This is a genomic window from Rickettsiales bacterium, assembly GCA_041396965.1.
Lineage (GTDB): Bacteria > Pseudomonadota > Alphaproteobacteria > Rickettsiales > SXRF01 > SXRF01.
In genome coordinates this window covers 1,204,064-1,230,247 of sequence record JAWKXN010000001.1, presented here as the reverse complement: position 1 = coordinate 1,230,247, position 26,184 = coordinate 1,204,064, and the positions used below count along the sequence as shown (strand labels likewise).

Sequence of the window (26,184 nt, the reverse complement as noted above, 5' to 3'; positions counted from 1 at the left end):
GATGGTGTCGGACGTGACCTATAATCCAGAGTTGATATTCAAGAAGATTCTTGATGTTAATGGTGATGGTGTGGTTGGGGTCGCTGAGGCGCAGTTGTATAAGAGGAGGATATTGGCGCATCTTTCATCATACCAATCAAAAGGGAAGATTTATGACGATATTCCACAGTTACCGATTTCTGAAGAGGCTTTTGAGAGACCAATAGATTATGTAAAGAAAAATAGCTTATCTGCAGATAATATTACCGTGTCTCATGAAGCTAAGAAAATTATAAGTGATTCAGCGAAAGGGATAGTGAGGTATGTAAATAGGCGTTTTTTAGATCCAGATAGGATTGGTGAAATTGATAACTCTATGCTTAAAAACGCTATGGAAAGAATGCATAAACAGGGGGTGCACCCATCTTTTGAGGATATTAAGAAGATGTTGATTTCTGGAGGGTTTATGGTAGCGGAAGATGATATAAAAATGGCATCGGCTTATGGAAAGTCTCTTGCCGGTAATAATGTGGAGAACTTAAGAGATAATAGTAAGCTTAATTCTGTTGGTATGGTTCCATTAAGAAAAACACCTAATGAGCTTGGTAAGTAAATTATTATGGTAAAACAATCACTGAAAGATAGTGAATTATATAAAATAAAAGGTGGAAGTGAACAGGAATGCGCTCGGGTGCGTGAGTCTATGGAATTTCTGTTATCACCGGCTGCTAAGGGCATTGGAAAGAATTTGCTTAGGGACGCTTACAGGGTTCATAAAAAGCCGGTTTCCATAGAGATTAATAATTACAAAGATAATGTTTATAATAATCTTATGGGTGAGCATACTGTAAGTGTCACTCCTGAATCATTGAAGGGAAATAATCTGACCATTCGGCTGGCACGCGAGCTAAAACATGCTGGACAGGCTGATTTTAAGGAAAAGAGCTGGAATATCGCAGCGTTAATAGAACAATATCACGATAGTTATAGCAAAAAACATTCTGATAAAAGACAAGGTACGGATAGTAATAATATCGGTGAATATGTAAGGAATTTTCTGCAACCTGAGGCATGTCATATAAAATATAGGTTGAACAGAAACCCAGTCTATATTGATTATGTAAACACCATAGAAAAACCAGCCATTCTGGTGGAAAAAGTGGTAAGCGCTATTCTTGGAAAGATAAAAAAGAGAGCGGATAATACCGGAATTTCCGTAGGAGAAAAAACGATACAAAGCCGAGTCGAGCAAAGCATTGGCTACGCGAATATGGTAAGGGCTAATAAAAACAAGCCGCCGATAGGACTTTATTAATGTAAATCAAGTGATTAATGGTTTGTTTGTGTAGTATTCATTGTCATACAAATGTAATTTGTGTGTCAGGAACGCTCTGTTAATATATTTACATTAATTAATTTTGATTATGTCGTTGAGTGTTATGTCTAAGAAAGAAAAGATATTATATACGATAGAAGGTGGCACACCGCAGGAACAGCGACGCGTTCAGCAGGCAATGGACTGGCTTGTTTCACCGGATGCTTGGGGAATTGGTAAGAACTTACTTAATAATGCATACAAACTCCATAAAAAACCGGTGACGATTGAAATTTCAGATAAAATGCCGGTAGGTTATCTTGATCTTAACGATGAAAACAAGATAATCGTTAATTTTGAACAGTTGGAACACACAAAAGGTAAGAATTATCAAAACAAAGACTATAAGCCCACTTTGGAAGGTATTATCGCTCATGAACTTACCCATGCCGGTCAGACAAGAATGCAGGAAGGAGCCATAGAAAATCTTCAAGTGCAGTCATCCATACAGAGTAAGGTTTTTGGTGATAAGGAAATGTTACAACAGACTCAAGCCATAAATGATATCACCTCTGCTCCCACCTATCAATCTGCCATGAGAAAACTTGAGGCTTATGTTGATGAATTGGTAATACCCAAAAATAATGCGGTTAAAGAAGCACTGAGCAAAGATAAGAAATATAAATCATATGTAAATGAATTTGAAATACCTGCCATGCATGTTGAAAGGCTAATTTCTTCCAGACAAAAATCTGGGATAAGGAACGAAGACTATATAAATTCTGCTGAAATGTCGCCGGAGATAGAGCGTAAAATTACCATAAACTTTCTTGCTGATTTGTTAGAAATTGACAAGAAACCATACGAAAATAAAAACTGGCAAACGACGATAAAAGGAGAAGGAAACCCGAAAGGAAGAAGCGTCTAATTGCGTTATAGCTGATGTCTAAACCAAGTCATCTGGCGTTTGGCGTAGTTGCGGGTGAGGGTTTTGCATTTTTCTATCGCTTGTTCCAATGCGCATTCACCTTGTAAGTGGCTGGATAATTCACGTACCCCAATGGTTTTCATAATCGGCAGATTATCGGGAAGCTTTAGGAGCTTAATGTTTTTTACCTCTTCTAGCGCGCCTTGTTCAATCATTTTATCAAAGCGAGAGTCGCAGCGTTTATAAAGCTCTTCGCGAGGTAATTCTATTTTAGTAATTTCAAGCTCATCTGTGGAATATGGCGCGACAACCTCACGACTTTGCCACCAAGAAAGGCTTTTGCCACTGCCTAGCCAAACCTCATACGCTCGTATCAATCTTTGTTTGTCATAGACTTTTAGGCGGGTGAAAAACTCGGGATCAACAGCTTTTAGTCTTTCGCTAAACGCTTCTTTACCCATCTCTTCATAATCATTTATAGCTTGTGCTCTTACGGTTTCATCAATATCAGGAATTTCGGCGATGCCTTGGGTGAGTGCCTTAATATATAGTCCGGTGCCGCCAACGATTATGGGGGTGATGCCTTGTGTTCTTGCCCAGTCAATTTCCATTTTAGCGTAGCGTAGCCAGATTCCCGCTGAGCAGGATTCATGCGCTGCCATTATACCATATAATTTGTGGGTGATGATAGCCTCTTCCTCTGGTGTGGGGCGAGCGGTGAGGATACGCAAGTCACTATAGACCTGTTGGCTATCCGCATTTATGATGACGCTGGCGGTTTTTTGCGCTAAGGAAAGGGCGGTGGCTGATTTGCCGCTAGCGGTCGCCCCGACTATAATTTTGATATTTGGAAGTTTACTCATGGATTTTGTTATTACATTACTTGCTGATAAAAAGAAAATAGCCTTATCTGAGGCTTTTGTACAGTCTATGGTGCTGTCGTTAGCCTCACAAGAGGTTGCCGTACAAAAAATTGGATGGATAGCGGATGGTGAAGCGTGTGAATTATTTACTCAGTACTCAGCGCTTGGCGCTCTAAACTCTACTATTCAGGCAATACTCGCTGATCAACCATATGACGCTATCGCGCAAGAAGTTTCTAAGCGTCAGAAAAAACTACTCATCAGCGACATGGATTCCACCATGATAACAGTGGAATGTATTGATGAGTTAGCGGATTTTGTTGGTAAAAAAGCGGAAGTTTCCGCCATTACCGAGCGGGCGATGAATGGAGAGCTTAATTTTGAGGAAGCTCTTAGTGAGCGGGTAGCTCTGCTTGCCGGAATGCCAGAAGAAATTTTGCAGGAATGTTACAATGAACGGGTGAAAATGATGGCGGGAGCAAAGGAATTGCTCGCTGATTTTAAGGAAAATGGTGGTTATAGCGTGTTGGTTTCTGGTGGCTTTACTTTTTTTACTAGCAGGGTGCGTAAAGAGCTTGGCTTTGACGCTGATTTTGCTAATAAGCTGGAAATTAAGGATGGACGGCTTACTGGTAAGGTTATTTTACCAATTTTAGGCAAAGAGGCGAAATTAGCGAAGTTACAGGAATATTGTATAAAACTTAATATTTCCGCTGATGAGGTTATAGCGATAGGTGATGGCGCGAATGACTTGCCGATGTTGCTTGCCGCTGGGCTTGGCGTTGCCTATCATGCGAAACCGGTAGTGAGAGCGCAAGCTAACGCACAGCTAAATCATTGTGATTTATCCGTTTTAAGATTTGTTATTAAAAGGTAAAGGATAATAGACATTGCGAAATTATCCTTTTGCATAATATCTATACAGTATTCAATAATTGAAGGTATAAAAATTTATCCACGCCCTGAAATATCCTGCGTAGACTGATGAGGATTACTATTTTTGCTAAAAAATAATGATTAAATCAGATCATTTTGTTAATGTTTATTTAACTATTGCCATATAAATATTGTTTTATTTTGAGATACTTGTTCCAAAATTAACCATTTTTAGAAAATACAGGGCGTTAGTATGAATTTAAAAATATCACATAAGATAATAGGGTTAGCGGTAAGCGCAGCATTTTTAACTGGGGTTTTGATTATTGGTATGTCTACTTATGAAACAAGTGAGGCTATGCTTAAACAATCGGAAAAAAAATTGGAAGCTGTTACAGCGGCTCGCAAAGAAGCACTTGCTGGATATTTATCCTCGATAGAAGAAGATATTAACATACTTAGTTCAAACTCAACTGTAATAAGTTCACTTGCTGATTTTAAGTCAGCATGGGATGACTTGTTTTTTGATCAAGAGAAAACTCTAAAAAGACTTTATATTGCAGAAAATCCAAATGAATTAGGACAAAAAGATAAGCTAGACTTTGCAAAAGATGGTTCTAGTTATTCTTATACTCACTCCAAATATCATCCATGGCTACGTTCATTTTTGCAAAGACGAGGTTATTACGATATATTTTTGATAGATGATAAAGGTAACGTTGTTTACAGCGTGTTTAAGGAAAGTGATTTTGCGGCTAACGTTAAAAGCAAAGAACTTAGAGATACGGATTTATTTGTCATTTATCAAAAAACTCTTAACAATCCTAATAAGGTTAGCTTTGTAGATTTTAGACCATATTCTCCGAGTGCTGGAGCTCCTGCCGCCTTTATTGGTAAGGCAATAACGGATATGAATGGCAAATTTTTAGGCAGTCTTGTTTTCCAAATGCCTATTGAACGTATCAATTCTATAATGAAAAATTCTGTTGGTATGGGGGAAAGTGGTGAGACATATATAATTGGCTCTGATTTTTATATGCGTAGTGACTCTAGATTTTCACAAGAATCTACTATGCTTAAGACTAAGGTAGAAACAGAGACTGTAAAAGCCGCTCTAGCAGGAGGTGATGGAGTATCTCATATTAAAGATTATAGAGGAGTTCCTGTCTTTTCAGCGTATTTGCCTATGGAATATCTTGGAACAAAATTAGCGATTATAGGTGAGATGGATGAAGCGGAGGTTATGTCGCCTTTATATTCTCTTATAAAAACACAGATTCTACTAAGCGCAATAGTTTTGATATTAATTATTGCCGCTGCTATATTTGTCGCACGTGGCATTACTGTGCCATTTAACTTGCTGCTTAAAAAAATAGATTTATTACAGAATGGTAATGCTGATTTTGATGTAGAGTATAAAGAACGTTCCGATGAACTTGGAGATTTGGCGCGAGCGCTAGAAATGTTCAGAGAGAATTATAAACAAAATATAAAATTGGTAGAAGAACAGAAAAACGTAGAACTAGAAGCAGCAGAAGATAGAAAGAGAACAAGATTAGAGCTTGCTGATAATTTTGAATCCAGTGTTAAAAATGTTGTTGATATGGTGGCATCCGCTGCTACTGAGATGGAGGCTACATCAAAATCAGTTTCTGGAATCGTTGAAAGCAATAAATCAAAGCTGCAAACTCTATCTAGCAAAATTGAAGGTACTAGTAGTAATATACAGACTGTATCCAGTGCCACCTCCGAATTATCATCTGCTATTAACGAAATAAGCAGCCAAATAGCTAAAGCTACTAGCGTTACCACTAATACCGTAGATGACGCTAAAAAAGCCGATAGTACAGCGCAGGGATTAAGTGAGGCATCTATAAAAATAGGGGATGTTGTTGCTATAATTAATTCTATAGCCTCACAAATAAACTTGCTCGCCCTAAACGCTACTATTGAAGCGGCAAGAGCTGGAGATGCTGGGAAGGGATTCGCGGTTGTTGCAAGTGAGGTTAAAAGCCTAGCGGGACAAACTACAAAGGCAACAGAAGAGATATCTGAATATATATCAGCGATTCAAGATTCCGCTAGCCAAACCGTAAATGCTATTAAAAATATAGGTGAGAAAATATATGATATTAACACTATAGCAAGTGCGGTTGCTGCGGCTGTTGAAGAGCAAGGAGTAGCTACTAAAGAAATAACCCGTAATCTACAGCAGGCAGCTGATAATAGTGATGACGTTCATAAAAACTCTGAATTAGTGTCGCAGTCATCTAATGAAACTGGGGTTGCCGCTGTACAGATGACAGCAGCTTCAAGTGAATTGTCTAAACAGGCTGAGATATTGCGTGGTGAAGTAAATAAATTCCTTGATAATGTAAGAGCTGGATAGACAAAATTAATTAAAAATTAATCTTATCCCGTTACACAATAATATTGTGGATATTATAGAAGAATCTCATGAGTTTTTTCAGAAATCGCCAAGTGTGTGTCCGGCGAGTTTTCAGTCGTCCTCCAATAAAATACGTTTATTGATGAATTTACGCAATGGTGGGGTTTATGATAATTCCGTACTTGGAGTTATGGAAACTATTCCACGCGAGTTGTTCGTTGAAGATCCTTTTATAGAGCATGCTTATGATGATACCGCTCTTCCGATAGCTTGTGGGCAGACGATCAGTCAACCGATGGTCGTGGCTAAAATGACCATAGCTCTTTCCGTAAAACCAAGAATGAGGGTGCTTGAGATAGGAACTGGTTCTGGTTATCAAGCAGCGATTTTGTCTAAAATGGCGAGGATGATCTATACTGTTGAGCGGCATAGGGATTTAATGGAAGTAGCGGAAAAAAGATTCGCGGAGCTTAATATAAATAATATCGCTCTAAGATGCGCTAATGGTTCTAAAGGCTGGAAGGAGGCTGCTCCTTTTGAAAGAATAATGGTAACGGCGGCGGCTAAAGAAGTGCCTGAATCCTTAATAGAGCAGCTATCCGCAGGAGGGATAATGATAATTCCGGTTGGTTATGAGGCAGGTGTTCAAAAATTGTTGCGCATCACTAAGAAAGAAGACGGCAGCATTATTACCGAAGACCTTATGGATGTTCGCTTCGTGCCGTTGGTTGAGGATAGGTAGAGGTCTTATATCTTTATTATCTAGTTTTATAAGTAACTGGTTTATCTTCGGTCTTTTCTGTCCAAGCGGCTTGATTAAGAGTTTCTTTTTCTAATCCTGTTTTGCCGTTTATAGCTTTTCCTAGAGAGGTTTTAATATTTTTCCCTCTTTCAGCTAATTCAACAAATGTTCTAGGTGGAGATACGTTGGGAATATCAATTGGAATTAGTCTACGTGCTTTAGGAGAAATAGCTCTTGTTTGTTCTGCAAATTTTTCAAGATCTTCCATTGTTTTTATATGTTCATTGTTCAACTGAACTTTGATATTATCAGCGAGTTTATCTACTCTAGCCATCGCCTTATTGGAAAATTCTTTTACAAAATTATGGTCTACAATTTTGGATAATTCCTTGTATACCTCGTCAGGAGTTTTCTTGTTAATATCAATATCAGACAAATCTAGCTTTTTTTCTTTTAGCTGATCAGAGATTTTATCTAGTATTTCTTTATCAATAAACTGTTCTAGTTTGGCACGCATTTCTTCATGAGGTTTTCCGCTATCAATATCTGATAATTTTTTTCTGCTTCTTTTTAAGATAACTTCAAGTAATTCTAACGCCACACCTTGTTGGTTTGAGTTTGAACTAACATTTTTATCAAAGTCTTCTTTGATTCTTATAAAATCGTCTCCGTTTATATGGTCTTTTAATGGAGATATGGTATTGGCATGTATGTATTCATTAGTTTTTCTTTCTAAGGCATTGTCACTATATACTAAGTTAAGAAGTCGCTTCATTAAGTTCCGTTGAATATAACGAGCAGTGTTCTCAAGTCTATCTTGTTGCTCTTTTAGAACGATTTTTACAACCTCATCATTCTGCGGTTTATCGGTGGCTTGTGAGCGTATATAATCAGTGAGCATTTGTGCCTGCTCTAACATTGTTTTATTTGAGATATCCATAGCTAAACCTTTAAGTTGTTTATATTAAATATACTTAACTATTTCGTGCGCGCAATAATTTTCTCTTTAATAATGACAAATAGCGGTATTTGTTGTATACAGGGCGTTAGAGGTTCTTATGTCAAGGAAAATTATTATATTAGTCACATGTCTGGCTTTTGTTGCCGGTTGCACACAATCAAAGCCAGCGCAGATAGTGCTTAAAGGGCAAAATAATTATGCTTTAGGCAATAATGACAGTCATATAAAGCAATCACAAATTACGGCTAGTAATTATAGCTCAATGGCAACATCTGGCGGTGGGGTCGACTATCTATCTAGTTATGATTCTAGTTATAATATTGATAATTTTAAGAGTAACTATAGTAATTCATATGTGACTACAGTAGCGGAAAATACAGGGCATCACGCTTTTGTTGGATCGGTTGGCGTTTCTGATCTCGCATCACCGGTAACTGTTAGCAATAATAGTAAGATCGTAGAGAGACCAGAACAAAACCTATCTCTGCTATCAAGTGAGCAAAAAGGCAAAGAAGTTGTGTTGAAGCCTATGGTTGATAAAGAGTCATCAAAAAAAGAAGTTTATGCTGAGACGGAAAAGTTGATTAGAGGGTGGAGCACGGAAAACTCAAAAGCGTCTTATAAGCCAGATAATAGTGTTTTTGCCTCTAATGGTAGTAGCAGTTCTAGTAAAACCTCTGATTTTAGGTGGCCGCTAGCTGGTGGAAAGGTTATTTCAGAATTTGGTGCGAAAGGTCGTGGAAAAGCAAGTGAGGGCATTAATATAATGACTGAGCGTGGCGATCCGGTGTGGGCGGCGGCTGATGGTGAGGTGGTATATGTTGGTGATAAGCTAAAAGGTTATGGGAAAATGGTGTTTATAAAACACTCCGGTAATAAGACCACTGGTTACGCGCATCTTAGCCATATAATAGTTGATAAATATGAGCGGGTAGCGCAGGGTGATATTATTGGATATGCTGGTAATAGCGGTGACGTTAATACTCCGCAGCTATTCTTTTCGCTTTATGAGGGAAAGAACCCAGTTAATCCAAAAAAATATCTAAGCCATGATATGGCTGGATTATAGCTATATACATTAGTCTCAAAAAATATCGTAATATATTCGTTTTATGTTTACTATAAATTGTAAATAATATACAAAAGCTGACTATATGTAGGAAGCTATAAGAAGTTTTCTTAGTCGTAAAAATTTCAGATACGGAGCTGTTATTCATGAAATCAGTAAATAAGGTAGTCTTCTTAACCAGTGTTATTTCATCGGTGTTGGCATTTAATTCTTCTATAAGTTTAGCAGAGGAAAATAACAAAGATTATATTACTGGTTATATTGGTTATTTTGATGTTATCAGGAATGATTATACTTCTACCCAGTTTGGTATTGAGTATCGCGCTCGTCCTATAAAATATAATGTTCGCCCTATGGTTGGGATTAATGTAACCACTGATAAATCAGTTTACGGTTATGCTGGTCTTAGTTGGGATGTTGAGTTGATAGATAACCAGCTATATCTAATTCCAAATTTTGCCGCTGGTCTTTATACAAAAGGTGATGGTAAAGAGCTTGGTGGTGCTATAGAGTTTCGTTCTGGTATAGAGCTTGCCTATAAGTTTCCAAATGAACATCGTTTAGGACTTGCTTTTAATCATATATCTAACGCTAGTATATATAAGCATAATCCTGGGTCGGAGGCGGCTCTGCTTACTTACTCCGTACCTATGGATCAGATTATAAGATATTAGGGCTATATAGGGCATAAACATTTGTCATACTGTGGTGAGTAGAACGTAGAACAGGATATTACCACACAACTCTAAGATTCTATGAGATGGCACAAAACCGAATCCGAAAGAGTCAGTTCCCATAGGAACTTGGGTAATTATTACCACAAGTTACTATGGAGGTAAAAAATTTTTACAACTCAACCACTACCGACTGAAGTCGGTAGGTTGGATTACCACTAAAGTGGTTGGAGCAATAAGCGTACATGCTACGCATGTAAACTATTACTTGTTTACCACTTAAAAGTGGTGGTTTATGACCGATTTTATGGATAATTAATTACTGTCCTTTTCCATGAATCTAAGGAATTCACTTTCTGGTGACATTATCATAGTTGTATTGTCTCTGTTTAATGTCTTTTTGTAGGCCTGCATAGAGCGGTAGAATTGGAAGAAATCCTTATCACGACCAAATGAGTCAGCGAATATTTTAGTCGCTTTTCCATCGCCTTCGCCTCGTACTATCTCGGATTTTTTCTTTGCCTCAGCTAGTATAATAGTTCTTTCTTTATCCGCTTGTGAGCGTATTTTTTGCGCGTCCTCAGCGCCTTTAGCCCGAAACTCCTTAGCCTCACGCTCACGTTCAGTTTGCATCCTTTTATATATACCGTTACTATTCGCTGGCGGCAGGTCAGATCGTTTTATCCGCACATCCACTATCTCTATGCCGAATCCTCCTTCGTTTATATTATCTACTCCTCCAGCTACTTTTTCTCCGGTTGCTTGCAAATTAACTAGGTCTTTTATATCTGACATTATCTCAGCCCTTTTTTCTGATAATACATCGGAAAGAGGGACACTACCAAGAACTTGGCGTAAGCTTGATTCTAAGATGGAATCAAGGCGGCTACGCATTGTTGCTTCATTGCCTACCGTTTGTTTGAAGCGAAGAGGATCGGTAATACGATAACGAACAAAAGCGTCCACAATAAGCCTTTTTTGATCAGCGGCGATTACCTCATTTGAATCAGCGTCAAAATCAAGCAAGCGTTTATCAAAATACTCAACATTTTGGATAAATGGTATTTTGAAGGCAAGACCTGGATCTTTTACTACTCTTATTGGTTTGCCGAACTGTAGAACTAGAGCCTGATTAATTTGGCTGACTACGAAAGCTGAATTAAATACAAGAAACGCAGCAAGTAGGATGAATACAGAACCAAAAGTTAAAAATTTCATTAGTTTACTCCTGTGGATTTATCATTATTTTTTTGCTGGATCTAATTGTGAAAGTGGTAAGTATGGTAAAACTCCGTTTGAGCTTTTGCTTTCCATAACGATCTTGTTCATGCCATCCAATATTTCTTCCATTGTCTCGAGATAGATACGTTTTTTCGTAACATCACGCGCTTGCCGGAACTCATTATATACAGCAAGAAAACGAGAAGCCTCACCTTCGGCTTTTGCTATTACTTCTTGTTTATACCCCTCCGCCTCAAGAATCATTCTTTGGGCTTCACCTCTAGCTTTTGGTAGAATGTCATTACGATAGGCCTGCGCTTGGTTTCTTGATGTCTCAAGGTCAGCGCGCGCGGTTTGTACATCACGAAAAGCGTCAATTACTTGCGCCGGAGGGTCGGCTTTTAGTAAGTTTACTTTTACTATGTTTATACCAGCATTATATGAATCAAGCATTTCCTGTATAAGTTTTTTGGTATCAAGCTCAACTTCTGACTTACCTTCAGCAAGCACAGTAGCTATTTTTATTTTACCTATAACTTCTCTCATGGCACTTTCTGACACCGCTTTTACAGTTTCTTCAGGGTTACGAACATTAAAGAGAAAGTCTGGTGCTTTATCTATCTTCCATTGTACCTCAAAATTAATATCAACTATATTCTCGTCACCAGTAAGCATTAGGCTCTCTTCGGGTATAGATGGTTTGCTGGTATCCATTTTACCGTTCCAATAATTATTACCAGAGTGAAACCCTACTCCTACTCGGTTAATGGTAGTAACTCTTGGAGTAAGGGCGGTTTCTATTGGATATGGCATATGATAGTTAAGTCCAGCGCCAGTTGTTCGGTTGTATTCACCAAAACGTAGCACCACACCTTGCTCATCAGTTTTTACAAAATAAATACCGGAAGATAACCAAAGTAATAAAAATATTACAAATATAAGTGAGAAGCCTTTTTTATTGTTGCTACCATCGTCAGGAAATAGGCTTTTCCATTTATTACGTAGTTTTTTTAAGATTTCCTCAAAATCTGGCTCTTTGGGACCACCTCCACCGGAGCCTTTTCCACCACCATTTCCGCCAACTATGGTTGGTTTTCCCCAAGGACCGTTGTTATTGTCTTTATCACCCCATGCCATATTATTTTCCTTACGCTCTAGTGAATTTACAGTTCAAATTGCTATAATTTTATAGTTATTCTTTCAGTGTACTGTTTAGTATATTATTATCTGAATTGAAAACTATACTGTTACCCCCATCGGATAAAATTTGTATTATTCTCGCCTGCAAGAGAGATTGGTTGTTTTTATAAAGTTCGGAAGAATTGGCTAGATTTCTTAGCAACGCTTGTTCACCTCTTGCTTTCTCTAGTTGTTTTTGTGATTCTTTTTTAGTTTCTAAAATACTAGAAAATGCTTTTTTTAGATTTTGAGGTAACATTATATCTCTTATTGAGAATAAAGTCGTTTTAACCCCAATATTTTCATAATCGGACTTTACCCTTGATAGCAGCTTATCATTTATCTCGTCTTTGTTTTCTAGCAATTCGTCAATTGTCGCTCCACCTATAATGTCGCGGACAGCTATTTGCCCTATCGTATATATTTCATAAATGTAGTTCTCTGATGCCATTACAGCTTTTATTGGATCAGAAATCTCATAAAAACCTACTACACTTATTTTTAAGTTGATATTGTCTTTGGTTAAAATCTCCTGTCCGGATAATACCAAATGTTTTCTTCTCATATCTATAGTTTTTATAGTGCTGTTAGAGGGAAGATATTTATATTTTCCAGCAGTTAGTAACTTTACAAACACACCATTTTTATAAAATAGACCATTCTCATAATCAAAAATCGTGACTTTCTTAAAGAGTCGTAGATATGAGTAAACTATCGTTGTAAATAGTGTTATCGTTAGTAATATTATTGTAATCTGCATCATGGTAAATTATCGTCTTTCGGTAGGTAATAGGTGTTTGCTGAAAACACTACATAAAGTTAGGGGAAGTCTTAACTTGCAAACCTATCTCTATGTTTGCTTTACGCTAGTATATCCGGCAAACACCAAATAATGTGAGGTGCACCTTTACATTAAATAAAAACAAGATCTGTGCTTCTTTAATATTTTACGTGTACCATGATATGTTTTAGTGATATTTGTGGTAATTTCAAGTGTAGATAACAATTTATGAGTAGATAATTTATTATGTCAGTTAATAAGCAAGTGGTTTTAGATAGGCTTTCTCAAGTAATGGATAGTGAAACGGGAAAAGATGTTGTTTCGTTGGATATGATCTCAGGGGTTACTGTAAAGGATGGAAAGGCTGGTTTTCTTATTACAATAGACCCGAAGGATAAAGATAAAAAAGCAATCCTTAGAACGCGGTGTGAGGAAGCGGTTTTATCGCTAGATGGGATAAGCTCGGTAACAGCGGTTCTTACCGCGCAAAATATGGAGCCTATAGCGCCAGCGCCAAAATCGGGATATTCTGAGCCAAGAGTACGGGCACAGTGGAATTTAACACCACTTGATAATGTAAAAAAAGTTATAGTAATAGCTTCTGGTAAGGGTGGGGTAGGTAAGTCAACAACAGCAGTTAATTTGGCACTAGCCTTGCGTCGTAAAGGAAAGAATGTCGGGTTGCTTGACGCTGATATTTATGGCGCTTCAATACCGCAAATGCTTGCTTTATCAGGTCAGCCGGATGTTGTTGATAACATGATGGTGCCTCTTGAGCGTTACGGAATAAAAACTAACTCAATGGGCTATATATCAGGTTCTCAGGCAGCTATTTTAAGGGCTCCAATGATAAATAAAACTCTTTATCAGTTGCTTAGGCTTACACGCTGGGGAACAAAAAATGATCCGCTAGATATTCTTCTTGTTGATATGCCACCGGGTACAGGGGATATTCATTTGAGTATGGCGCAGCAAGTGCCGGTTGATGGAGCTATTATCGTAACCACTCCGCAAGACGTGGCGGTGATTGACGCTGACAAATGCGCTCAGATGTTCGTAAAGACAGGTATAAAGCTGCTTGGTGTGGTGGAGAATATGAGTTATTTCCTTGATAGTAATGGAAGTAAGGTAAATATTTTCGGTGAGGGAGGAGGACAAAAACTCGCTGAAAAGTTTTCTGCTACTTTGCTTGGCAGTGTACCGCTTGATACTGATTTGCGAGTTGCTAGTGACAATGGAGATGAGTATGGTGGCGTATGTAAAGAAAATTATGACAAAATAGCTGATTTGTTAATTAATACTATATAGTATGATATGAAAATAAGGTATTACTTATGACAGAAAGAGCGACATTTTCACTAGACGCGGATAATTTGACCTTCCTGAATATTGTTGGTGGGAACAATAGAAGTGCGTATATTAATGAATTATTGGAGAGAGAAAAACAGATATACCTAGAAAATATGCTGTTGAAAGCCAATAAGCAAGAAGCTGAAGACGCGGAATATAAAAAAGAATTATCCGTGTGGGATGAGACTATATCTGATGGGCTGTGATGCTATACAAACAGCTAGATATATTATGGGTTGACTTGAATCCGATGAGAGGAAGTGAAACTAGAAAAAAGCGTCCTTTTGTAGATATTCAATCAGACTTGGTTAATAAATCTAGCCATACGATAATTGTAGCTCCTATTCTTCCTAATCATAAAGAATGGCCGTTTGTAGTAAATATTACTGCCAATAAAATAAACAATCTGGATAGAGACAGGCATATAAATCTTAAACAATTACGGGCTGTAGATGTTTCGCATATAGGTAAGAGGCAGGGGATAATTGAGAAAAAATATGTTAATCAGATATATGAATCACTAAAGATTATTTTTGGAATCAATATTCTAAAGCATTGATGGTTTAGGCATAACTAGCGCTTATTGGCTTATACACATATGTCCGGCTACAATATGGGCAAGTGACATCACCTTTCTCACGTTCTATATGCAAGTATACTTTAGGGTGACCAAGAGCGCCTTCGCCACCGCTACACACTATTTCAAGGGATGTTACAGAAAATTCTTCAATTTTACTCATATAATTTCTCAATTATCAAAAATGAAATTTGGCTTGTTTCGTTTATCATTTACCGTTCTTTTGTTCACTACTCTTCTGTCAGTCAGGTTATTATTTAATCTTATGATTTTCGCGTCAGCAGTCTGGGCGGAAGAGCTTACGGTAATATTACTACCAGATTGGTTGTCGTCAATAGCTGTTTTATTATTTTTATCGTTACTTTTATTGATTGATGTTGGGCTTGATATTACCATAGGTTGTGGTTGATTATTCTCGTTCTGATAATTGCTAGAAACTCGGATATATTCGTCACTGCTCGCGTTGTTAGCGTTATTTCCCTGCATTACTATTATATTGTTTTTCTGCGGAGTGGCTTTTTGCCTATTTGTTACCGTAATTACATTAGTATTACTTATTTTGTTATCTACATTTTCTATTGGCTGTACTACCATCATATTTTCAGACTCTATACTGTCATTTATCTGGGGTTCGGAAGTTACGCTTGTCACTTTTATTATTTTCGCTGAGTTATCGCTGGACATTCTTCTGATTCCATCTGTGGAGCTTTTGGGTATCGCTAGTCTTGCCTCACGTAATTTGTTTATAATATTTATCCAGCTATTATAGACAATACCTATATATTTATTACCAAATTTGGGAGTTTTTGAATGGTAATAGGTGGCGGCCTTTTTCCATGATTTTTCCTCATTATACAATTCTCGGAGGAATTTAGCGGCGTATTCTATATTATATTTGGGTTCAAAAGCATGTTCTAAGCTGGGAAAAGCATTTGGATGGTGTAAAAGATTCACCTGCATACAGCCGACATCTATACTTTTTATTCCTCTTTGTCTTAAAGCTCTGACTTTTTGTATAGCTTCTTCCTTGCTGTTAAAGAAATAGCCTTTTCCCTCAACATTTATAGTCCACGGCCATGGCAGTTTTATTTTCAGTCCTTTATGATAGCGACCTGATTCGGTTGATGATATAGCGGAAAGTAGATGAGCTGGTATTCCATATTTCCTTTCATAACGCTGTAGATATTTTGTACATAATTTAGCACCACTTATTCTTTGGTCTGACGCGGCGAAAGCATTATGGTTGAATGAACCACACAATATGATGATTGTAAGTAAATGGTAATATCTATTTATTTTTATCTTCATACATCATTTTTTATTGAAAAACTAAGGTATTTATTAGGTGATACCCAAATTCATTGTAATATTTTATGGGTATAAAAGCAAGTTATGGTCTGATATTAAATATCGTGGCTATTTATATAGCTTAGTTGGGATATTCATAAACTGCTGGTTTTCCAAGAAAAGTATCTTCTGATTCCTTAAGTTCTTTATCTATTACTTTGCTAACTTCCTCGCTAATTTTTTCCTTTTTTGGAGTTTTTATATTTGCCGCTTTAGGCTCTGGTGACTTAGTATCCTCAGCTATGGTAAAGCCAATGTTATTATTCTTTGTTTTATTATTTTTTAGATTTTTATGATATTTCTTATAAAATTTGGTGTTTTCTTCTACTTTTTCCGCGCTCATATCTAGCTTGTTAATGTTCGCCGCTTTATCATAACTTCCAGAAATTCCATATGCTAAAGCGAGATTATGGCGGGCTATTTTTAGGTCTTTATTATTTATTAAACCATCAGTTTGATGCTGTTGTATAATTGGCTCTAGTAACTCTATAGCTTGAGAAGGGCGATTATCCAGAATAAGTGACATAGCGAGATTATTTTTAATAGATAATGATTGAGGGTCTAATGACAATGCCATTTTGTAGAGATCTTGAGCGGCGAGATGGTTGCCAGCATGATCAAAAGCTATCGCTTTTCCATTGTAAGCAGGAGAGTTGTAAGGATCCATTTCTATCATTTTGTCAAATACGATTATGGCATCTTTGAATTTCTCTTCCTTTATAAGTCTATTGCCATTTTTTTTCATGATTTCATATTCTATAGTGAGTTTAGTATCCTTTTTTCTTCCATTATCATCAGCACTTCCAGAGCATGAGAAAACAAATAGGGATGATAATATTAAGAGGATATTTTTTCTGTATAGCATATTAGTAGTCTATGTGATTCATTGTATAAGCTTAGAAAATACGGACTAGCAGACTATTGTATATATGGCATGTATTGGTTAATAAGCAATTAAAAAGGGCGGTCATAAGAACCGCCCCTTTTATGATAAGCTTTAGAAAAGCTAGGATTGAATTAGATTTAGAAATCCATTCCGCCCATGCCTCCCATACCGCCCATTCCACCCATACCGCCCATAGCTGCAGCACCATCAGATTTTTTATCATCTGGAAGGTCGGCTATAACAGCCTCAGTGGTAATAAGCAGACCAGCTACGGAAGCGGCGCCTTGTATAGCGGCACGTACAACTTTAGCTGGGTCAATTATACCGGCTTTAATTAGGTCAACATACTCAAGTTTTTGAGCGTCAAAACCAAAGTTGTTCTCAGTGCTCTCAAGTAGTTTTCCAGCGACGACAGCGCCATCAAGACCAGCGTTCTCAACAATCTGACGTAGAGGAGCCTGAAGAGCGCGGCGCACTATGTTAACACCAGCTTTTTGGTCATCATTTTCTACTTTCAGCTTGTCAAGAGCGCGTGAAGCGTAAAGTAAGGTAGAACCACCACCTGGTACAATACCTTCCTCAACAGCCGCGCGAGTAGCGTGTAGAGCGTCATCAACACGGTCTTTACGTTCTTTAACTTCAACTTCACTGCCGCCGCCAACTTTAAGAATAGCGACACCACCAGAAAGTTTAGCTAGACGTTCTTGAAGTTTTTCACGGTCATAGTCAGAGGTTGTTTCCTCAATTTGCGTGCGGATTTGGTTGCAACGAGCTTCAATAGCCTTTTTATCACCAGTTCCGTCAACAACAGTGGTATCATCTTTTGTGATAACGACTTTTTTCGCGGTACCAAGACTTTCTATAGTAACGGTTTCAAGTTTTGTGCCAAGATCTTCGCTGATCACCTCACCAGAGGTAAGGGTCGCTATATCATCCAGCATAGCTTTACGGCGATCACCAAAACCAGGAGCCTTAACAGCGGCGACTTTTAGACCACCACGTAGTTTATTGACAACTAAAGTGGCAAGAGCTTCACCTTCCACGTCTTCAGCGATTATCAGAAGAGGGCGTTGATGTTGTACTACTGACTCAAGAAGTGGCAACATTGGCTGTAATCCAGAAAGTTTTTTCTCAAATATAAGAATGTACGGATTATCTAGCTCTACCACCATTTTTTCAGGATTAGTAACGAAATAAGGAGATAGGTAGCCACGATCAAACTGCATACCCTCAACAATATCTAGCTCAAACTCAAGACCTTTAGCTTCCTCAACGGTGATAACGCCTTCACGACCAACTTTATCCATAGCCTCAGCGATTTTTTCACCAACTTCTTTGTCACCATTGGCGGAAATAGTAGCGACCTGCGCCCACTCATCTTTTGAGTTTACTTTTTTGCTATTAGATTTGATAGCGTCAACTACCGCCTCAACCGCTTTATCAATACCACGCTTTAGATCCATAGGATTAAGGCCAGCGGCAACCGCTTTGCTACCCTCAGTGAAAATAGCCTGCGCTAGAACGGTAGCGGTAGTGGTTCCGTCACCAGCGAGATCAGCTGATTTGCTAGCCACCTCACGCAACATTTGCGCACCCATATTTTGGAATTTGTTAGAAAGTGTAACTTCTTTAGCAACGCTCACACCATCTTTAGTAACACGAGGAGCACCATATGCTTTATCTATAACTACGTTACGACCACGAGGTCCGAGTGTTACTTTTACGGCGTTAGCCAGTTTTCCAGCACCGAGCAATATTTGCTCACGTGCTTCTGAACCATATTTTAGTTCTTTTGCGGACATTTTTTGTTCTCCATTATTTTTGTTAAATTCAATTTTTAGTTATTTAGTGGTTAGTTTTTAACTAAGCGGCTTTTTTACCAGACTTTTCTTCTTCTATGATCCCGATAACGTCTGATTCTTTCATAACCAGATAATCTTTGCCGTCTAATTTAATCTCACTGCCAGCCCATTGGGTGAATAGAATAATATCACCGATAGATATATCAATCGGTATACGTTTTCCATTTTCATCCTTAGCGCCCTCACCAATGGCTAGAACACGACCTTTCTTTGGTTTTTCCTTAGCGGTATCAGGGATGATGATGCCCCCAGCGGTTTTTGATTCCTGCTCAATGCGCTCAACAACGATGCGATCAGCTAACGGTTTAATCTTCATAAGATTACTCCTAATTTATATAGTTAAAAAAATAATTTGAACATAAGGCAAGCGACGCTCACCGACTGTTGTGCATGTGATATAAGTAAATGTTAGTTTGTTTCAAGAGGGAAAATATAAATTATGGTATTTTTTTACAATATTTCTTATATATTGGTTATAGTACAAATTTGATTGGTATAAAACTATAAGAAAAACAGTAAGATGCCTGAGTTGCCAGAAGTAGAGACAGTACGACGTGGGTTAGAGAAATCTCTAATCGGAAGTAAGATAGAGGAGGTGATTCTTCGCCGTAATAATTTGAGAAGCGAGTTTCCTGGTGATTTCGCTTTATCCCTTAAAGGACAAAAGATTAAATCTATTTCTAGGCGTGCTAAATATTTGCTGTTTTCTTTTGAAAAATCAGAGTTGCTAGTGGATATAAATCTTATAGCTCATCTGGGTATGAGTGGAAGATTTTCTATTATAAAGACTAATGAAAGTGTGGAATTTCAGAAACATGACCATGTAATTTTTCTCTTAGATAATGGATATTCGCTTGTATATAATGATCCAAGACGGTTTGGGCTGATGACTATATGTGATACGGGAAGTATTGACAGGCATAAGCTGCTTTCTCACCTCGCTCCAGAGCCGCTTGGCAATGGATTTAATGAGGAATATCTTAAAGAACAACTCAAAAGACATTCGGCGGCGATCAAGCCAGTGATCATGGATCAAAAAGTCGTGGTGGGAGTTGGCAATATATACGCTAGTGAGTCACTGTTTATCTCGGGGATATCACCGCTTAGGAAGGCAAATACGATAACAAATGATGAAATATCACGGCTTGTTCAGGCGATAAAACAGGTGCTTACGGCGGCGATAGAGGCTGGTGGCTCAACACTTAAGGATTTTGCTCATGTCTCTGGTGAGGAGGGGTATTTTCAACATAAATTCCATGTTTATGGTAAGGATGGTAAAAATTGTGGGGAGTGTGGCGCGGCTATCATATCCATCAAACAAGCGGGGAGAGCTACTTATTATTGCGCTAATTGCCAGAAATAGATGTAGGATACTGGATATAAATTTTTATTTATCAGTATATTAGAGTTCTTGACATATGACTGTTTATATGTTTCTCTAGCATAGAGTATTAACTAAAATTTAATAAATAAAAATAAAGCAAATAGGTAAGGAATTTTTATGTCAGATCATACACAAGCGGATATGATGCGTCAGATGCAAGAAGCTATCGGGGAATCTGGTCTTGATCCGAGAACACAGCAAGATTTAATGCGTATCATGAAACGAGCTACTGGTGGTGGTGGAATTGATACTAAGGCGATTGAACGACAGATGGTGGAGTCATATCAGAGAGGGGAACTGCAAGGAGCTACCCCTAGTAGTAAAACTATTTCCCCAGAAGAAATAAGGGCATTTGAGAAAATGCAGAAAGATTTTATGGGAGCTGGTAGAAGGTATTCACCAGTGCCTAAAGAAAAAACGGTAAATCCTCATGAAAGGATGAAGCAGAGGATAGATAAGCAGCGTGTGGATCAACCTCATTTAGGGTATGCTGGTTTGACTCCTAGAAGCCAAGTTGTTCTTGATGATTGGATTAAAACCGAGCTTTACGATCCAAGTAGAGTGCCGCCGCTTGGAGAAAGAGGTACGAGTTGGCGTTATGACATATTCTTGGACGCGCATAATATACCAAGAGATGCCTTTAATAGAGAGGCTGGTAAGAGGCGCCTTTTTAGTGAGTATAGGTATGGAGATTATGATAAACAGAATAGAGCCGCGCAATTAGCTCAAGAACTAGTCAATGCCTACGATCCTAATCATGCTAACTATAATAAATGGTTTAATGAGCAAAGAGCACGGCGAATAAGAGGGGGGAGTGGTGAATTCAAAGGTTTTATAGAATTTCATGAAAGAAAGATGCAGCGGAGAGAGCGTAGCTCTCTGGAAGTGCCAACTAGGGACTTAGCTGAAATAGAGCTTCCAAAAAATGTTGTAAGACTAGAATCAAGTGATGCCGCTAAGGTAGCGGATGGTAAACAAAATTTACCAGAAAAGACTAAGGTCGCTGGTGGTAAGCAATCTTCTGTAAATGTAGCATAGAAATTTAGTAAACCATATTAATTGACTTAATTATTCTCCATAAAAAAGCCCTGACTATGATTATGATAGTCAGGGCTTTTTACTTAAGTTTGCTCTATAATAGAGAAATATTAAGCAGCTTTTTTCTTAGTTGAAGAAGAGCATGAGCCAGCGCATGAAGCACTTACTTCTTCCATGCTTTCAGCCGCGCGGCGGTTAAGTACGTCAAATACCTCAAAGCCAGACTTTGTAACTAGCTCGCTTACCTCACGAAGATTGCTAAGGCTGTTTTCAAAGAAAGCTTTCATCAAGTCAGAATGTTTGCTTATGCTGGTTTCAGGAGTACCAGAAGTCATAAGATCTTTTGATACTTTTATGGTGTTATCAATGTTAGCGCGAGCGACTTCCGCTTGACGGCGACCAATTGTTTGCGCGCTTTCAACCACTACTTGATTAGCGGCGGAAATGGCTTCTATATTGCGACGACCGGTTGATAAAAGTTGACCGAAATCAATATTATTTTTGAATAAATCAGCGAATGCTTGTTGGTTATATGACATAATATTCTCCTAAATTTTGATAGTTAATACCTAAAAGGCGATTTGGATAATATATGTATCTTATATGCCAGTCAAGTAAAATGTTGCGATGCACAAAATGTCTTGTAAAAGCTCTATAATATATGATTAATCATGTAGTTATGATTAAGTGGTCCGTGTCCATGACCTATATCATATGCTGATTTTATGGCTTGTAGTACATAATTTTCAGCTTGTTTAACCGAATTTTCTAATGACATGGAGCTACCGATTCCATAAGCGATGGCGGATGCTAACGTACAGCCGGTGCCATGAGTATTTTTGCTGGCAATTCGCTCGTGCTCAATGATATTCTCACCATCCTCTGTTAACAGTAAGTCGGTTATTCTATCGGATTTTAAGTGACCTGACTTGAGCAAAACAGCTTTACAGCCAAAAGTAAGTATTTTTCGCGCCGCTTTTTTCATATCATCAATGTTATTTATGGTGATTCCTGATAAGTACTCAGCTTCTGGTATATTAGGAGTTATTATTAAGGCTTTTGGTATGAGTTTTTCTTTAAGGGCAGTAAGAGCGGAAGGTGGAAGCAGGCAGCTACCACCTTTGGCAAACATAACAGGATCTAATATTAATGGTATATGAGGATATTCTAGCAGAGTATCCGCTACTGTCTCAATTACGTTTTGTTTATTAAGCATACCAGTTTTTATAGCGTCAGCGCCTATATCGGATAAAGTAATCTTTATCTGTTTCGCGATAAACTCCTCATCTATATCCAATATTCCATCAACACCTAATGTGTTTTGGGCGGTGAGGGCGGTTATTGCTGTCATAGCGTAACCACCAAGACAGGTAACAGTTTTTATATCAGCCTGAATACCAGCACCACCACCAGAGTCGGATCCGGCGATTATCAATATTTTTGGGTAGTTATCCATTAGCTTTGGCGACTTCTTCGCAGATTTTATTTACAAGGGAGTTGATTTCTTTTTCATCGTTACCTTCCGCCATTACTCTTATTAAAGGCTCGGTACCTGATTTACGGATAAAGATACGTCCATTATCGCCAAGTTTTTCGGTGGCTTCCGTAATAGTTTGTTTTACCTTGCTATCTTGTAATGGGGATTTACCATTATAACGAACATTTTTGAGGATTTGTGGCATAGGGGTAAATAATTTACCACATTTGCTGAATTTTTTACCATTTTCACATAAATAAGCGAGTATCTGTAAAGATGCCACTATACCATCGCCTGTCGTACTATGATTACCCAAAATTATATGACCAGACTGTTCTCCACCAAGATTGAAGTTGTTGCTTTTCATTCGTTCAACAACATAGCGGTCACCGACATTAGTGCGTTCTAAGGTAAGTTCTAAATTATTTAAGTATTTTTCAAGACCCATGTTGGACATTTGGGTGGCTACCACTCCACCTCCTATTAGTTTTCCGCTTTTATGTAGAGTAGTGGCGATTATCGCCATTAGTTGGTCGCCGTCGGCTATTTCACCTTTCTCGTCACATATTATAACTCTGTCAGCGTCACCATCTAGGGCGATACCAATGTTGGCTTTTTCCTTGACTACAGTTTCGCATAGTAACTTAGGGGAGGTAGAGCCACATTTCTCATTTATGTTAAAGCCGTTAGGGTTTATGCCAATTGAAATTACTTCAGCACCTAATTCTCTTAATATGGTGGGAGCTACTTGGTAAGCAGCGCCATTAGCACAATCCACGACTATCTTAAGTCCTTCAAGGGTAAGGTGCTTTGGGAAAGTGCTTTTGGCGTGTTCTATATAACGTCCTGCCGCATCATCAAGTCTTTTCGCTCTTCCTAGCTTATCTGGTGTAGCGTAGGCGTTAAAACTATTTTCTGATATAAGCTGTTCTATTTTGTTTTCAACTTCATCGGATAATTTATAGCTGTCGGGACCAAATAATTTGATACCATTATCATGATACGGGTTGTGGGAAGCGGAAATCATGACTCCTAGATCCGCGCGTAATGACTTTACCAACATAGCGACCGCTGGTGTTGGCAGTGGTCCAACCAATATCACATCCATTCCAACAGAGACAAAACCAGAGGTAAGGGCGGGTTCTATCATATAGCCGGATAGTCTTGTGTCTTTGGCTATTACTACACGGTGGCGGTGATTGCCACGCAAGAATTGCTGTCCAGCCGCCATTCCAACCTTTAACGCTATATCAGCGGTCACTGGATAAGAGTTAGCGGTTCCACGTATTCCATCAGTACCAAAAAGTTTCATTTTATCCTACTAACTATCTTCTTGTTCGGATTGTTCGGCTTCTTTGTTTTCCGCTTGTTCAGTGTTATTTTTCTTTTTCGCTCTGGATGATGGTAAAGAGGATTTGCTGATTATTTTCTTTTCAACCTCAACCCTTTTAATCGGCTCGCCTTTTATCAATCCCCTAATTTCGTCACCGGTTAGGGTTTCATATTCAAGCATGGCTTTTGATATACTATGCAGATGATCTATATTTTCAGTTATAATCCTTTTAGCGTCATTATAGCCGCTTTCCACGAATTTTTTTATTTCATCATCTATATCATTTTTCATTTTAGGCGATGAATTGCTAGCACCGCCGCCGCCATATCCTAGATAGTTTTCTTGTTGTTCAGAACCATGATACATAGGACCTATCTTATCACTCATTCCCCACTCAGTTACCATAGCTTTGGCAAGTCTTGTCGCGTATTTTATATCTGAGGACGCACCGCTTGATACTTTGTCGTAACCAAATATTATCTCCTCAGCTACCCGACCGCCCATGGCGACAGCCAGATCTCCGATCATTTTTTCGCGTAAGTAAGAGAGTTTATCGGCCTCTGGTAACTGCATTACCATACCAAGAGCACGACCACGTGGTATTATAGTGGCTTTGTGAATCGGATCACATGCCGGAAAATGCAAAGAGACTAGAGCGTGCCCACCTTCGTGATAGGCGGTCATTTTCTTCTCATCATCACTCATGACCATTGATTTACGTTCAGAGCCCATCATAACCTTATCTTTAGCGGACTCTAAGTCTTTTTGACTTACAACTTTTTTGCCGGTTCTGGCAGCAAGAAGAGCTGCCTCATTTACGATATTGGCGAGATCGGCGCCGGAAAATCCCGGAGTTCCCCGAGCTATTATTTTAGCGTCAACATCTGGGGCTTTTGGAACTTTGCGTAAATGTACCTCTAATATTTTTGTACGTCCGCCAATATCAGGGTTAGGAACTGTTATTTGACGATCAAAACGACCGGGACGAAGCAGGGCAGGGTCAAGAACGTCAGGTCTATTGGTGGCTGCCACTATGATAACGCTTTCATTAGCGTCAAAGCCGTCCATTTCAACCAGCAATTGGTTTAGGGTTTGCTCACGCTCATCATTGCCGCCACCATATCCAGCGCCACGATGTCTGCCGACCGCGTCTATCTCATCAATAAATATTATACATGGAGAGTTTTTTTTGCCTTGCTCAAACATATCACGAACACGGCTTGCGCCAACACCTACGAACATTTCAACAAAATCAGAGCCTGATATAGTGAAAAATGGTACTTTAGCTTCTCCGGCTATCGCTCTAGCTAATAATGTCTTACCTGTTCCAGGAGGACCTACTAGTAAGCATCCTCTTGGAATTTTAGCGCCTAGACGACGGTATTTATTAGGATCTTTAAGAAAATCTACAACTTCGTGCAAATCGTCTTTAGCTTCTTCTATGCCGGCGACATCCTCAAAAGTAACACGCTCGGTTTTTTCAGTAAGAAGTTTAGCTCGCGACTTTCCAAAGCCAAGCGCGCCGCCTCTACCACCGCCAGACTGCATTTGGCGCATGAAAGAAACGGCTATCAGGATAAATAATATAATTGGTAGTAGCGATAGCAATATGCTCCAGATAGATTCCTTACCTTCATCAGTGGACACGTCAATTTTCACGTTTTGTGCCTGCAACATATCAATAAGTTTTGGATAATCAGGCGATTGTGTAGAAAACGAGGTTCCATCACTAAGATTACCTGTTACTACAGATATTTTCTTATCGCTGGCATTGATCCGGACATTTGATACTTGTCCTTGTTCAACCTTATTGAGGAAATCAGAAAATGATATTCTAGTATAACCAGCATATCTTGAGTTGCTCTGCACTACATCAAAGACGGCTATGAGTAATAATCCTAGTATTACCCATATAAATATATTCTTGCCAAAATTGGGCACTTGCTATGTCCT

The 26,184-nt window shown here is 38.5% G+C and carries 26 protein-coding genes and 1 pseudogene; 13 read left to right on the top strand and 14 right to left on the bottom strand.

Annotation, left to right across the window (positions count from 1 at the left end):
- Position 1: 1 nt before the first annotated feature.
- The 3 genes from R3D71_06400 (at position 2) to R3D71_06390 (ending at position 2,222) form a co-directional block, all read left to right on the top strand.
- Complete coding sequence (locus R3D71_06400) at positions 2–592, top strand: hypothetical protein (GenBank protein ID MEZ5691276.1); 591 nt, start codon at positions 2–4, stop codon at positions 590–592.
- A gap of 6 nt (positions 593–598) precedes the next feature.
- Positions 599–1,294 (top strand): hypothetical protein, encoded by a 696-nt coding sequence (locus R3D71_06395; protein MEZ5691275.1) that lies wholly within the window; start codon positions 599–601, stop codon positions 1,292–1,294.
- A 124-nt stretch (positions 1,295–1,418) separates the two neighbouring features.
- Positions 1,419–2,222 carry a hypothetical protein gene (locus R3D71_06390; protein MEZ5691274.1) on the top strand — a complete coding sequence of 268 codons (804 nt, stop codon included), beginning with the start codon at positions 1,419–1,421 and terminating at the stop codon, positions 2,220–2,222.
- 5 nt (positions 2,223–2,227) lie between these two features.
- Here R3D71_06390 and miaA read toward each other — a convergent pair whose 3' ends face one another.
- Positions 2,228–3,085, bottom strand: a complete 858-nt coding sequence (miaA, locus tag R3D71_06385; protein ID MEZ5691273.1) for a tRNA (adenosine(37)-N6)-dimethylallyltransferase MiaA — start codon at positions 3,083–3,085, stop codon at positions 2,228–2,230.
- On the opposite strand from miaA, the gene serB reads away from it, so the two are divergent.
- The 3 genes from serB to R3D71_06370 all read left to right on the top strand — a co-directional run bounded on the left by serB (position 3,084) and on the right by R3D71_06370 (position 7,092).
- Positions 3,084–3,962 carry a phosphoserine phosphatase SerB gene (gene serB, locus R3D71_06380; protein ID MEZ5691272.1) on the top strand — a complete coding sequence of 293 codons (879 nt, stop codon included), beginning with the start codon at positions 3,084–3,086 and terminating at the stop codon, positions 3,960–3,962. The two genes, miaA and serB, sit on opposite strands and share 2 nt — an antisense overlap.
- Before the next feature lie 252 nt (positions 3,963–4,214).
- Positions 4,215–6,350: a methyl-accepting chemotaxis protein gene (locus R3D71_06375; protein MEZ5691271.1), complete on the top strand. Its 2,136-nt coding sequence runs from the start codon at positions 4,215–4,217 to the stop codon at positions 6,348–6,350.
- A 46-nt stretch (positions 6,351–6,396) separates the two neighbouring features.
- Positions 6,397–7,092: a protein-L-isoaspartate(D-aspartate) O-methyltransferase gene (locus R3D71_06370; GenBank protein MEZ5691270.1), complete on the top strand. Its 696-nt coding sequence runs from the start codon at positions 6,397–6,399 to the stop codon at positions 7,090–7,092.
- A gap of 16 nt (positions 7,093–7,108) precedes the next feature.
- Here the strand turns inward: R3D71_06370 and R3D71_06365 are convergent, their stop codons facing one another.
- On the bottom strand, positions 7,109–8,032 hold the full coding sequence (locus R3D71_06365; GenBank protein ID MEZ5691269.1) for a hypothetical protein: 924 nt from the start codon (positions 8,030–8,032) through the stop codon (positions 7,109–7,111).
- A gap of 118 nt (positions 8,033–8,150) precedes the next feature.
- On the opposite strand from R3D71_06365, the gene R3D71_06360 reads away from it, so the two are divergent.
- Together R3D71_06360 and R3D71_06355 are read left to right on the top strand one after the other, a co-directional pair.
- Positions 8,151–9,122 carry a M23 family metallopeptidase gene (locus tag R3D71_06360; GenBank protein MEZ5691268.1) on the top strand — a complete coding sequence of 324 codons (972 nt, stop codon included), beginning with the start codon at positions 8,151–8,153 and terminating at the stop codon, positions 9,120–9,122.
- 146 nt (positions 9,123–9,268) lie between these two features.
- Complete coding sequence (locus tag R3D71_06355) at positions 9,269–9,796, top strand: acyloxyacyl hydrolase (GenBank protein MEZ5691267.1); 528 nt, start codon at positions 9,269–9,271, stop codon at positions 9,794–9,796.
- A 315-nt stretch (positions 9,797–10,111) separates the two neighbouring features.
- Here R3D71_06355 and hflC read toward each other — a convergent pair whose 3' ends face one another.
- The 3 genes from hflC to R3D71_06340 are packed head-to-tail and all read right to left on the bottom strand — an operon-like array spanning position 10,112 to position 12,959.
- Positions 10,112–11,014: a protease modulator HflC gene (gene hflC, locus R3D71_06350; GenBank protein MEZ5691266.1), complete on the bottom strand. Its 903-nt coding sequence runs from the start codon at positions 11,012–11,014 to the stop codon at positions 10,112–10,114.
- 24 nt (positions 11,015–11,038) lie between these two features.
- The gene (gene hflK, locus R3D71_06345; GenBank protein ID MEZ5691265.1) at positions 11,039–12,154 is read right to left on the bottom strand and encodes an FtsH protease activity modulator HflK; all 1,116 of its coding nucleotides are present in this window, start codon (positions 12,152–12,154) and stop codon (positions 11,039–11,041) included.
- Positions 12,155–12,209: 55 nt separating this feature from the next.
- Positions 12,210–12,959: a slipin family protein gene (locus R3D71_06340; GenBank protein ID MEZ5691264.1), complete on the bottom strand. Its 750-nt coding sequence runs from the start codon at positions 12,957–12,959 to the stop codon at positions 12,210–12,212.
- A gap of 264 nt (positions 12,960–13,223) precedes the next feature.
- Here R3D71_06340 and R3D71_06335 point away from each other — a divergent pair, with 264 nt between their 5' ends.
- The 3 genes from R3D71_06335 to R3D71_06325 are packed head-to-tail and all read left to right on the top strand — an operon-like array spanning position 13,224 to position 14,886.
- Complete coding sequence (locus R3D71_06335; protein ID MEZ5691263.1) at positions 13,224–14,285, top strand: Mrp/NBP35 family ATP-binding protein; 1,062 nt, start codon at positions 13,224–13,226, stop codon at positions 14,283–14,285.
- 26 nt (positions 14,286–14,311) lie between these two features.
- The gene (locus tag R3D71_06330; GenBank protein ID MEZ5691262.1) at positions 14,312–14,533 is read left to right on the top strand and encodes a hypothetical protein; all 222 of its coding nucleotides are present in this window, start codon (positions 14,312–14,314) and stop codon (positions 14,531–14,533) included.
- Complete coding sequence (locus R3D71_06325; protein MEZ5691261.1) at positions 14,533–14,886, top strand: type II toxin-antitoxin system PemK/MazF family toxin; 354 nt, start codon at positions 14,533–14,535, stop codon at positions 14,884–14,886. The genes R3D71_06330 and R3D71_06325 overlap by 1 nt, the downstream gene beginning before the upstream one ends.
- Positions 14,887–14,890: 4 nt before the next feature.
- Here R3D71_06325 and R3D71_06320 read toward each other — a convergent pair whose 3' ends face one another.
- The 5 genes from R3D71_06320 to groES all read right to left on the bottom strand — a co-directional run bounded on the left by R3D71_06320 (position 14,891) and on the right by groES (position 19,315).
- On the bottom strand, positions 14,891–15,067 hold the full coding sequence (locus R3D71_06320) for a zinc-finger domain-containing protein (GenBank protein MEZ5691260.1): 177 nt from the start codon (positions 15,065–15,067) through the stop codon (positions 14,891–14,893).
- An 8-nt stretch (positions 15,068–15,075) separates the two neighbouring features.
- Positions 15,076–16,212: a transglycosylase SLT domain-containing protein gene (locus R3D71_06315; GenBank protein ID MEZ5691259.1), complete on the bottom strand. Its 1,137-nt coding sequence runs from the start codon at positions 16,210–16,212 to the stop codon at positions 15,076–15,078.
- A gap of 121 nt (positions 16,213–16,333) precedes the next feature.
- The gene (locus R3D71_06310) at positions 16,334–17,116 is read right to left on the bottom strand and encodes a tetratricopeptide repeat protein (protein ID MEZ5691258.1); all 783 of its coding nucleotides are present in this window, start codon (positions 17,114–17,116) and stop codon (positions 16,334–16,336) included.
- Positions 17,117–17,274: 158 nt separating this feature from the next.
- Positions 17,275–18,939, bottom strand: coding sequence for a chaperonin GroEL (gene groL, locus R3D71_06305; protein ID MEZ5691257.1), 1,665 nt, complete (start codon positions 18,937–18,939; stop codon positions 17,275–17,277).
- A gap of 61 nt (positions 18,940–19,000) precedes the next feature.
- Positions 19,001–19,315, bottom strand: coding sequence for a co-chaperone GroES (groES, locus tag R3D71_06300; GenBank protein ID MEZ5691256.1), 315 nt, complete (start codon positions 19,313–19,315; stop codon positions 19,001–19,003).
- Between the two features lie 204 nt (positions 19,316–19,519).
- Between groES and mutM the strand changes: the two genes are divergently transcribed.
- Both mutM and R3D71_06290 read left to right on the top strand, forming a co-directional pair.
- A complete protein-coding gene (gene mutM, locus R3D71_06295) occupies positions 19,520–20,362 on the top strand; it encodes a bifunctional DNA-formamidopyrimidine glycosylase/DNA-(apurinic or apyrimidinic site) lyase (GenBank protein MEZ5691255.1) in 843 nt (280 codons plus the stop codon).
- Between the two features lie 138 nt (positions 20,363–20,500).
- Positions 20,501–21,421, top strand: coding sequence for a hypothetical protein (locus tag R3D71_06290; protein MEZ5691254.1), 921 nt, complete (start codon positions 20,501–20,503; stop codon positions 21,419–21,421).
- A 110-nt stretch (positions 21,422–21,531) separates the two neighbouring features.
- Here R3D71_06290 and R3D71_06285 read toward each other — a convergent pair whose 3' ends face one another.
- The 4 genes and pseudogenes from R3D71_06285 to ftsH all read right to left on the bottom strand — a co-directional run bounded on the left by R3D71_06285 (position 21,532) and on the right by ftsH (position 26,172).
- Positions 21,532–21,960: a phasin family protein gene (locus R3D71_06285; protein MEZ5691253.1), complete on the bottom strand. Its 429-nt coding sequence runs from the start codon at positions 21,958–21,960 to the stop codon at positions 21,532–21,534.
- Between the two features lie 113 nt (positions 21,961–22,073).
- The gene (thiD, locus tag R3D71_06280) at positions 22,074–22,877 is read right to left on the bottom strand and encodes a bifunctional hydroxymethylpyrimidine kinase/phosphomethylpyrimidine kinase (protein ID MEZ5691252.1); all 804 of its coding nucleotides are present in this window, start codon (positions 22,875–22,877) and stop codon (positions 22,074–22,076) included.
- Positions 22,870–24,210: a phosphoglucosamine mutase gene (glmM, locus tag R3D71_06275; GenBank protein MEZ5691251.1), complete on the bottom strand. Its 1,341-nt coding sequence runs from the start codon at positions 24,208–24,210 to the stop codon at positions 22,870–22,872. Before glmM ends, thiD begins: the two co-directional genes overlap by 8 nt.
- 93 nt (positions 24,211–24,303) lie before the next feature.
- Positions 24,304–26,172 (bottom strand): annotated as a pseudogene (gene ftsH, locus R3D71_06270) (ATP-dependent zinc metalloprotease FtsH).
- Positions 26,173–26,184: the final 12 nt, after the last annotated feature.

Coding starts and splice junctions, on each gene's coding strand:
- hflK (MEZ5691265.1), bottom strand. CDS start 12,154: ATGGCATGGGGTGATAAAGACAATAACAACGGTCCTTGGGGAAAACCA.
- R3D71_06330 (MEZ5691262.1), top strand. CDS start 14,312: ATGACAGAAAGAGCGACATTTTCACTAGACGCGGATAATTTGACCTTC.
- glmM (MEZ5691251.1), bottom strand. CDS start 24,210: ATGAAACTTTTTGGTACTGATGGAATACGTGGAACCGCTAACTCTTAT.
- groL (MEZ5691257.1), bottom strand. CDS start 18,939: ATGTCCGCAAAAGAACTAAAATATGGTTCAGAAGCACGTGAGCAAATA.
- thiD (MEZ5691252.1), bottom strand. CDS start 22,877: ATGGATAACTACCCAAAAATATTGATAATCGCCGGATCCGACTCTGGT.
- R3D71_06335 (MEZ5691263.1), top strand. CDS start 13,224: ATGTCAGTTAATAAGCAAGTGGTTTTAGATAGGCTTTCTCAAGTAATG.
- groES (MEZ5691256.1), bottom strand. CDS start 19,315: ATGAAGATTAAACCGTTAGCTGATCGCATCGTTGTTGAGCGCATTGAG.
- serB (MEZ5691272.1), top strand. CDS start 3,084: ATGGATTTTGTTATTACATTACTTGCTGATAAAAAGAAAATAGCCTTA.
- R3D71_06325 (MEZ5691261.1), top strand. CDS start 14,533: ATGCTATACAAACAGCTAGATATATTATGGGTTGACTTGAATCCGATG.
- R3D71_06390 (MEZ5691274.1), top strand. CDS start 1,419: ATGTCTAAGAAAGAAAAGATATTATATACGATAGAAGGTGGCACACCG.
- miaA (MEZ5691273.1), bottom strand. CDS start 3,085: ATGAGTAAACTTCCAAATATCAAAATTATAGTCGGGGCGACCGCTAGC.
- R3D71_06315 (MEZ5691259.1), bottom strand. CDS start 16,212: ATGAAGATAAAAATAAATAGATATTACCATTTACTTACAATCATCATA.
- R3D71_06340 (MEZ5691264.1), bottom strand. CDS start 12,959: ATGATGCAGATTACAATAATATTACTAACGATAACACTATTTACAACG.
- R3D71_06285 (MEZ5691253.1), bottom strand. CDS start 21,960: ATGTCATATAACCAACAAGCATTCGCTGATTTATTCAAAAATAATATT.
- R3D71_06290 (MEZ5691254.1), top strand. CDS start 20,501: ATGTCAGATCATACACAAGCGGATATGATGCGTCAGATGCAAGAAGCT.
- R3D71_06375 (MEZ5691271.1), top strand. CDS start 4,215: ATGAATTTAAAAATATCACATAAGATAATAGGGTTAGCGGTAAGCGCA.
- R3D71_06365 (MEZ5691269.1), bottom strand. CDS start 8,032: ATGGATATCTCAAATAAAACAATGTTAGAGCAGGCACAAATGCTCACT.
- R3D71_06395 (MEZ5691275.1), top strand. CDS start 599: ATGGTAAAACAATCACTGAAAGATAGTGAATTATATAAAATAAAAGGT.
- R3D71_06360 (MEZ5691268.1), top strand. CDS start 8,151: ATGTCAAGGAAAATTATTATATTAGTCACATGTCTGGCTTTTGTTGCC.
- mutM (MEZ5691255.1), top strand. CDS start 19,520: ATGCCTGAGTTGCCAGAAGTAGAGACAGTACGACGTGGGTTAGAGAAA.
- hflC (MEZ5691266.1), bottom strand. CDS start 11,014: ATGAAATTTTTAACTTTTGGTTCTGTATTCATCCTACTTGCTGCGTTT.
- R3D71_06320 (MEZ5691260.1), bottom strand. CDS start 15,067: ATGAGTAAAATTGAAGAATTTTCTGTAACATCCCTTGAAATAGTGTGT.
- R3D71_06355 (MEZ5691267.1), top strand. CDS start 9,269: ATGAAATCAGTAAATAAGGTAGTCTTCTTAACCAGTGTTATTTCATCG.
- R3D71_06310 (MEZ5691258.1), bottom strand. CDS start 17,116: ATGCTATACAGAAAAAATATCCTCTTAATATTATCATCCCTATTTGTT.
- R3D71_06400 (MEZ5691276.1), top strand. CDS start 2: ATGGTGTCGGACGTGACCTATAATCCAGAGTTGATATTCAAGAAGATT.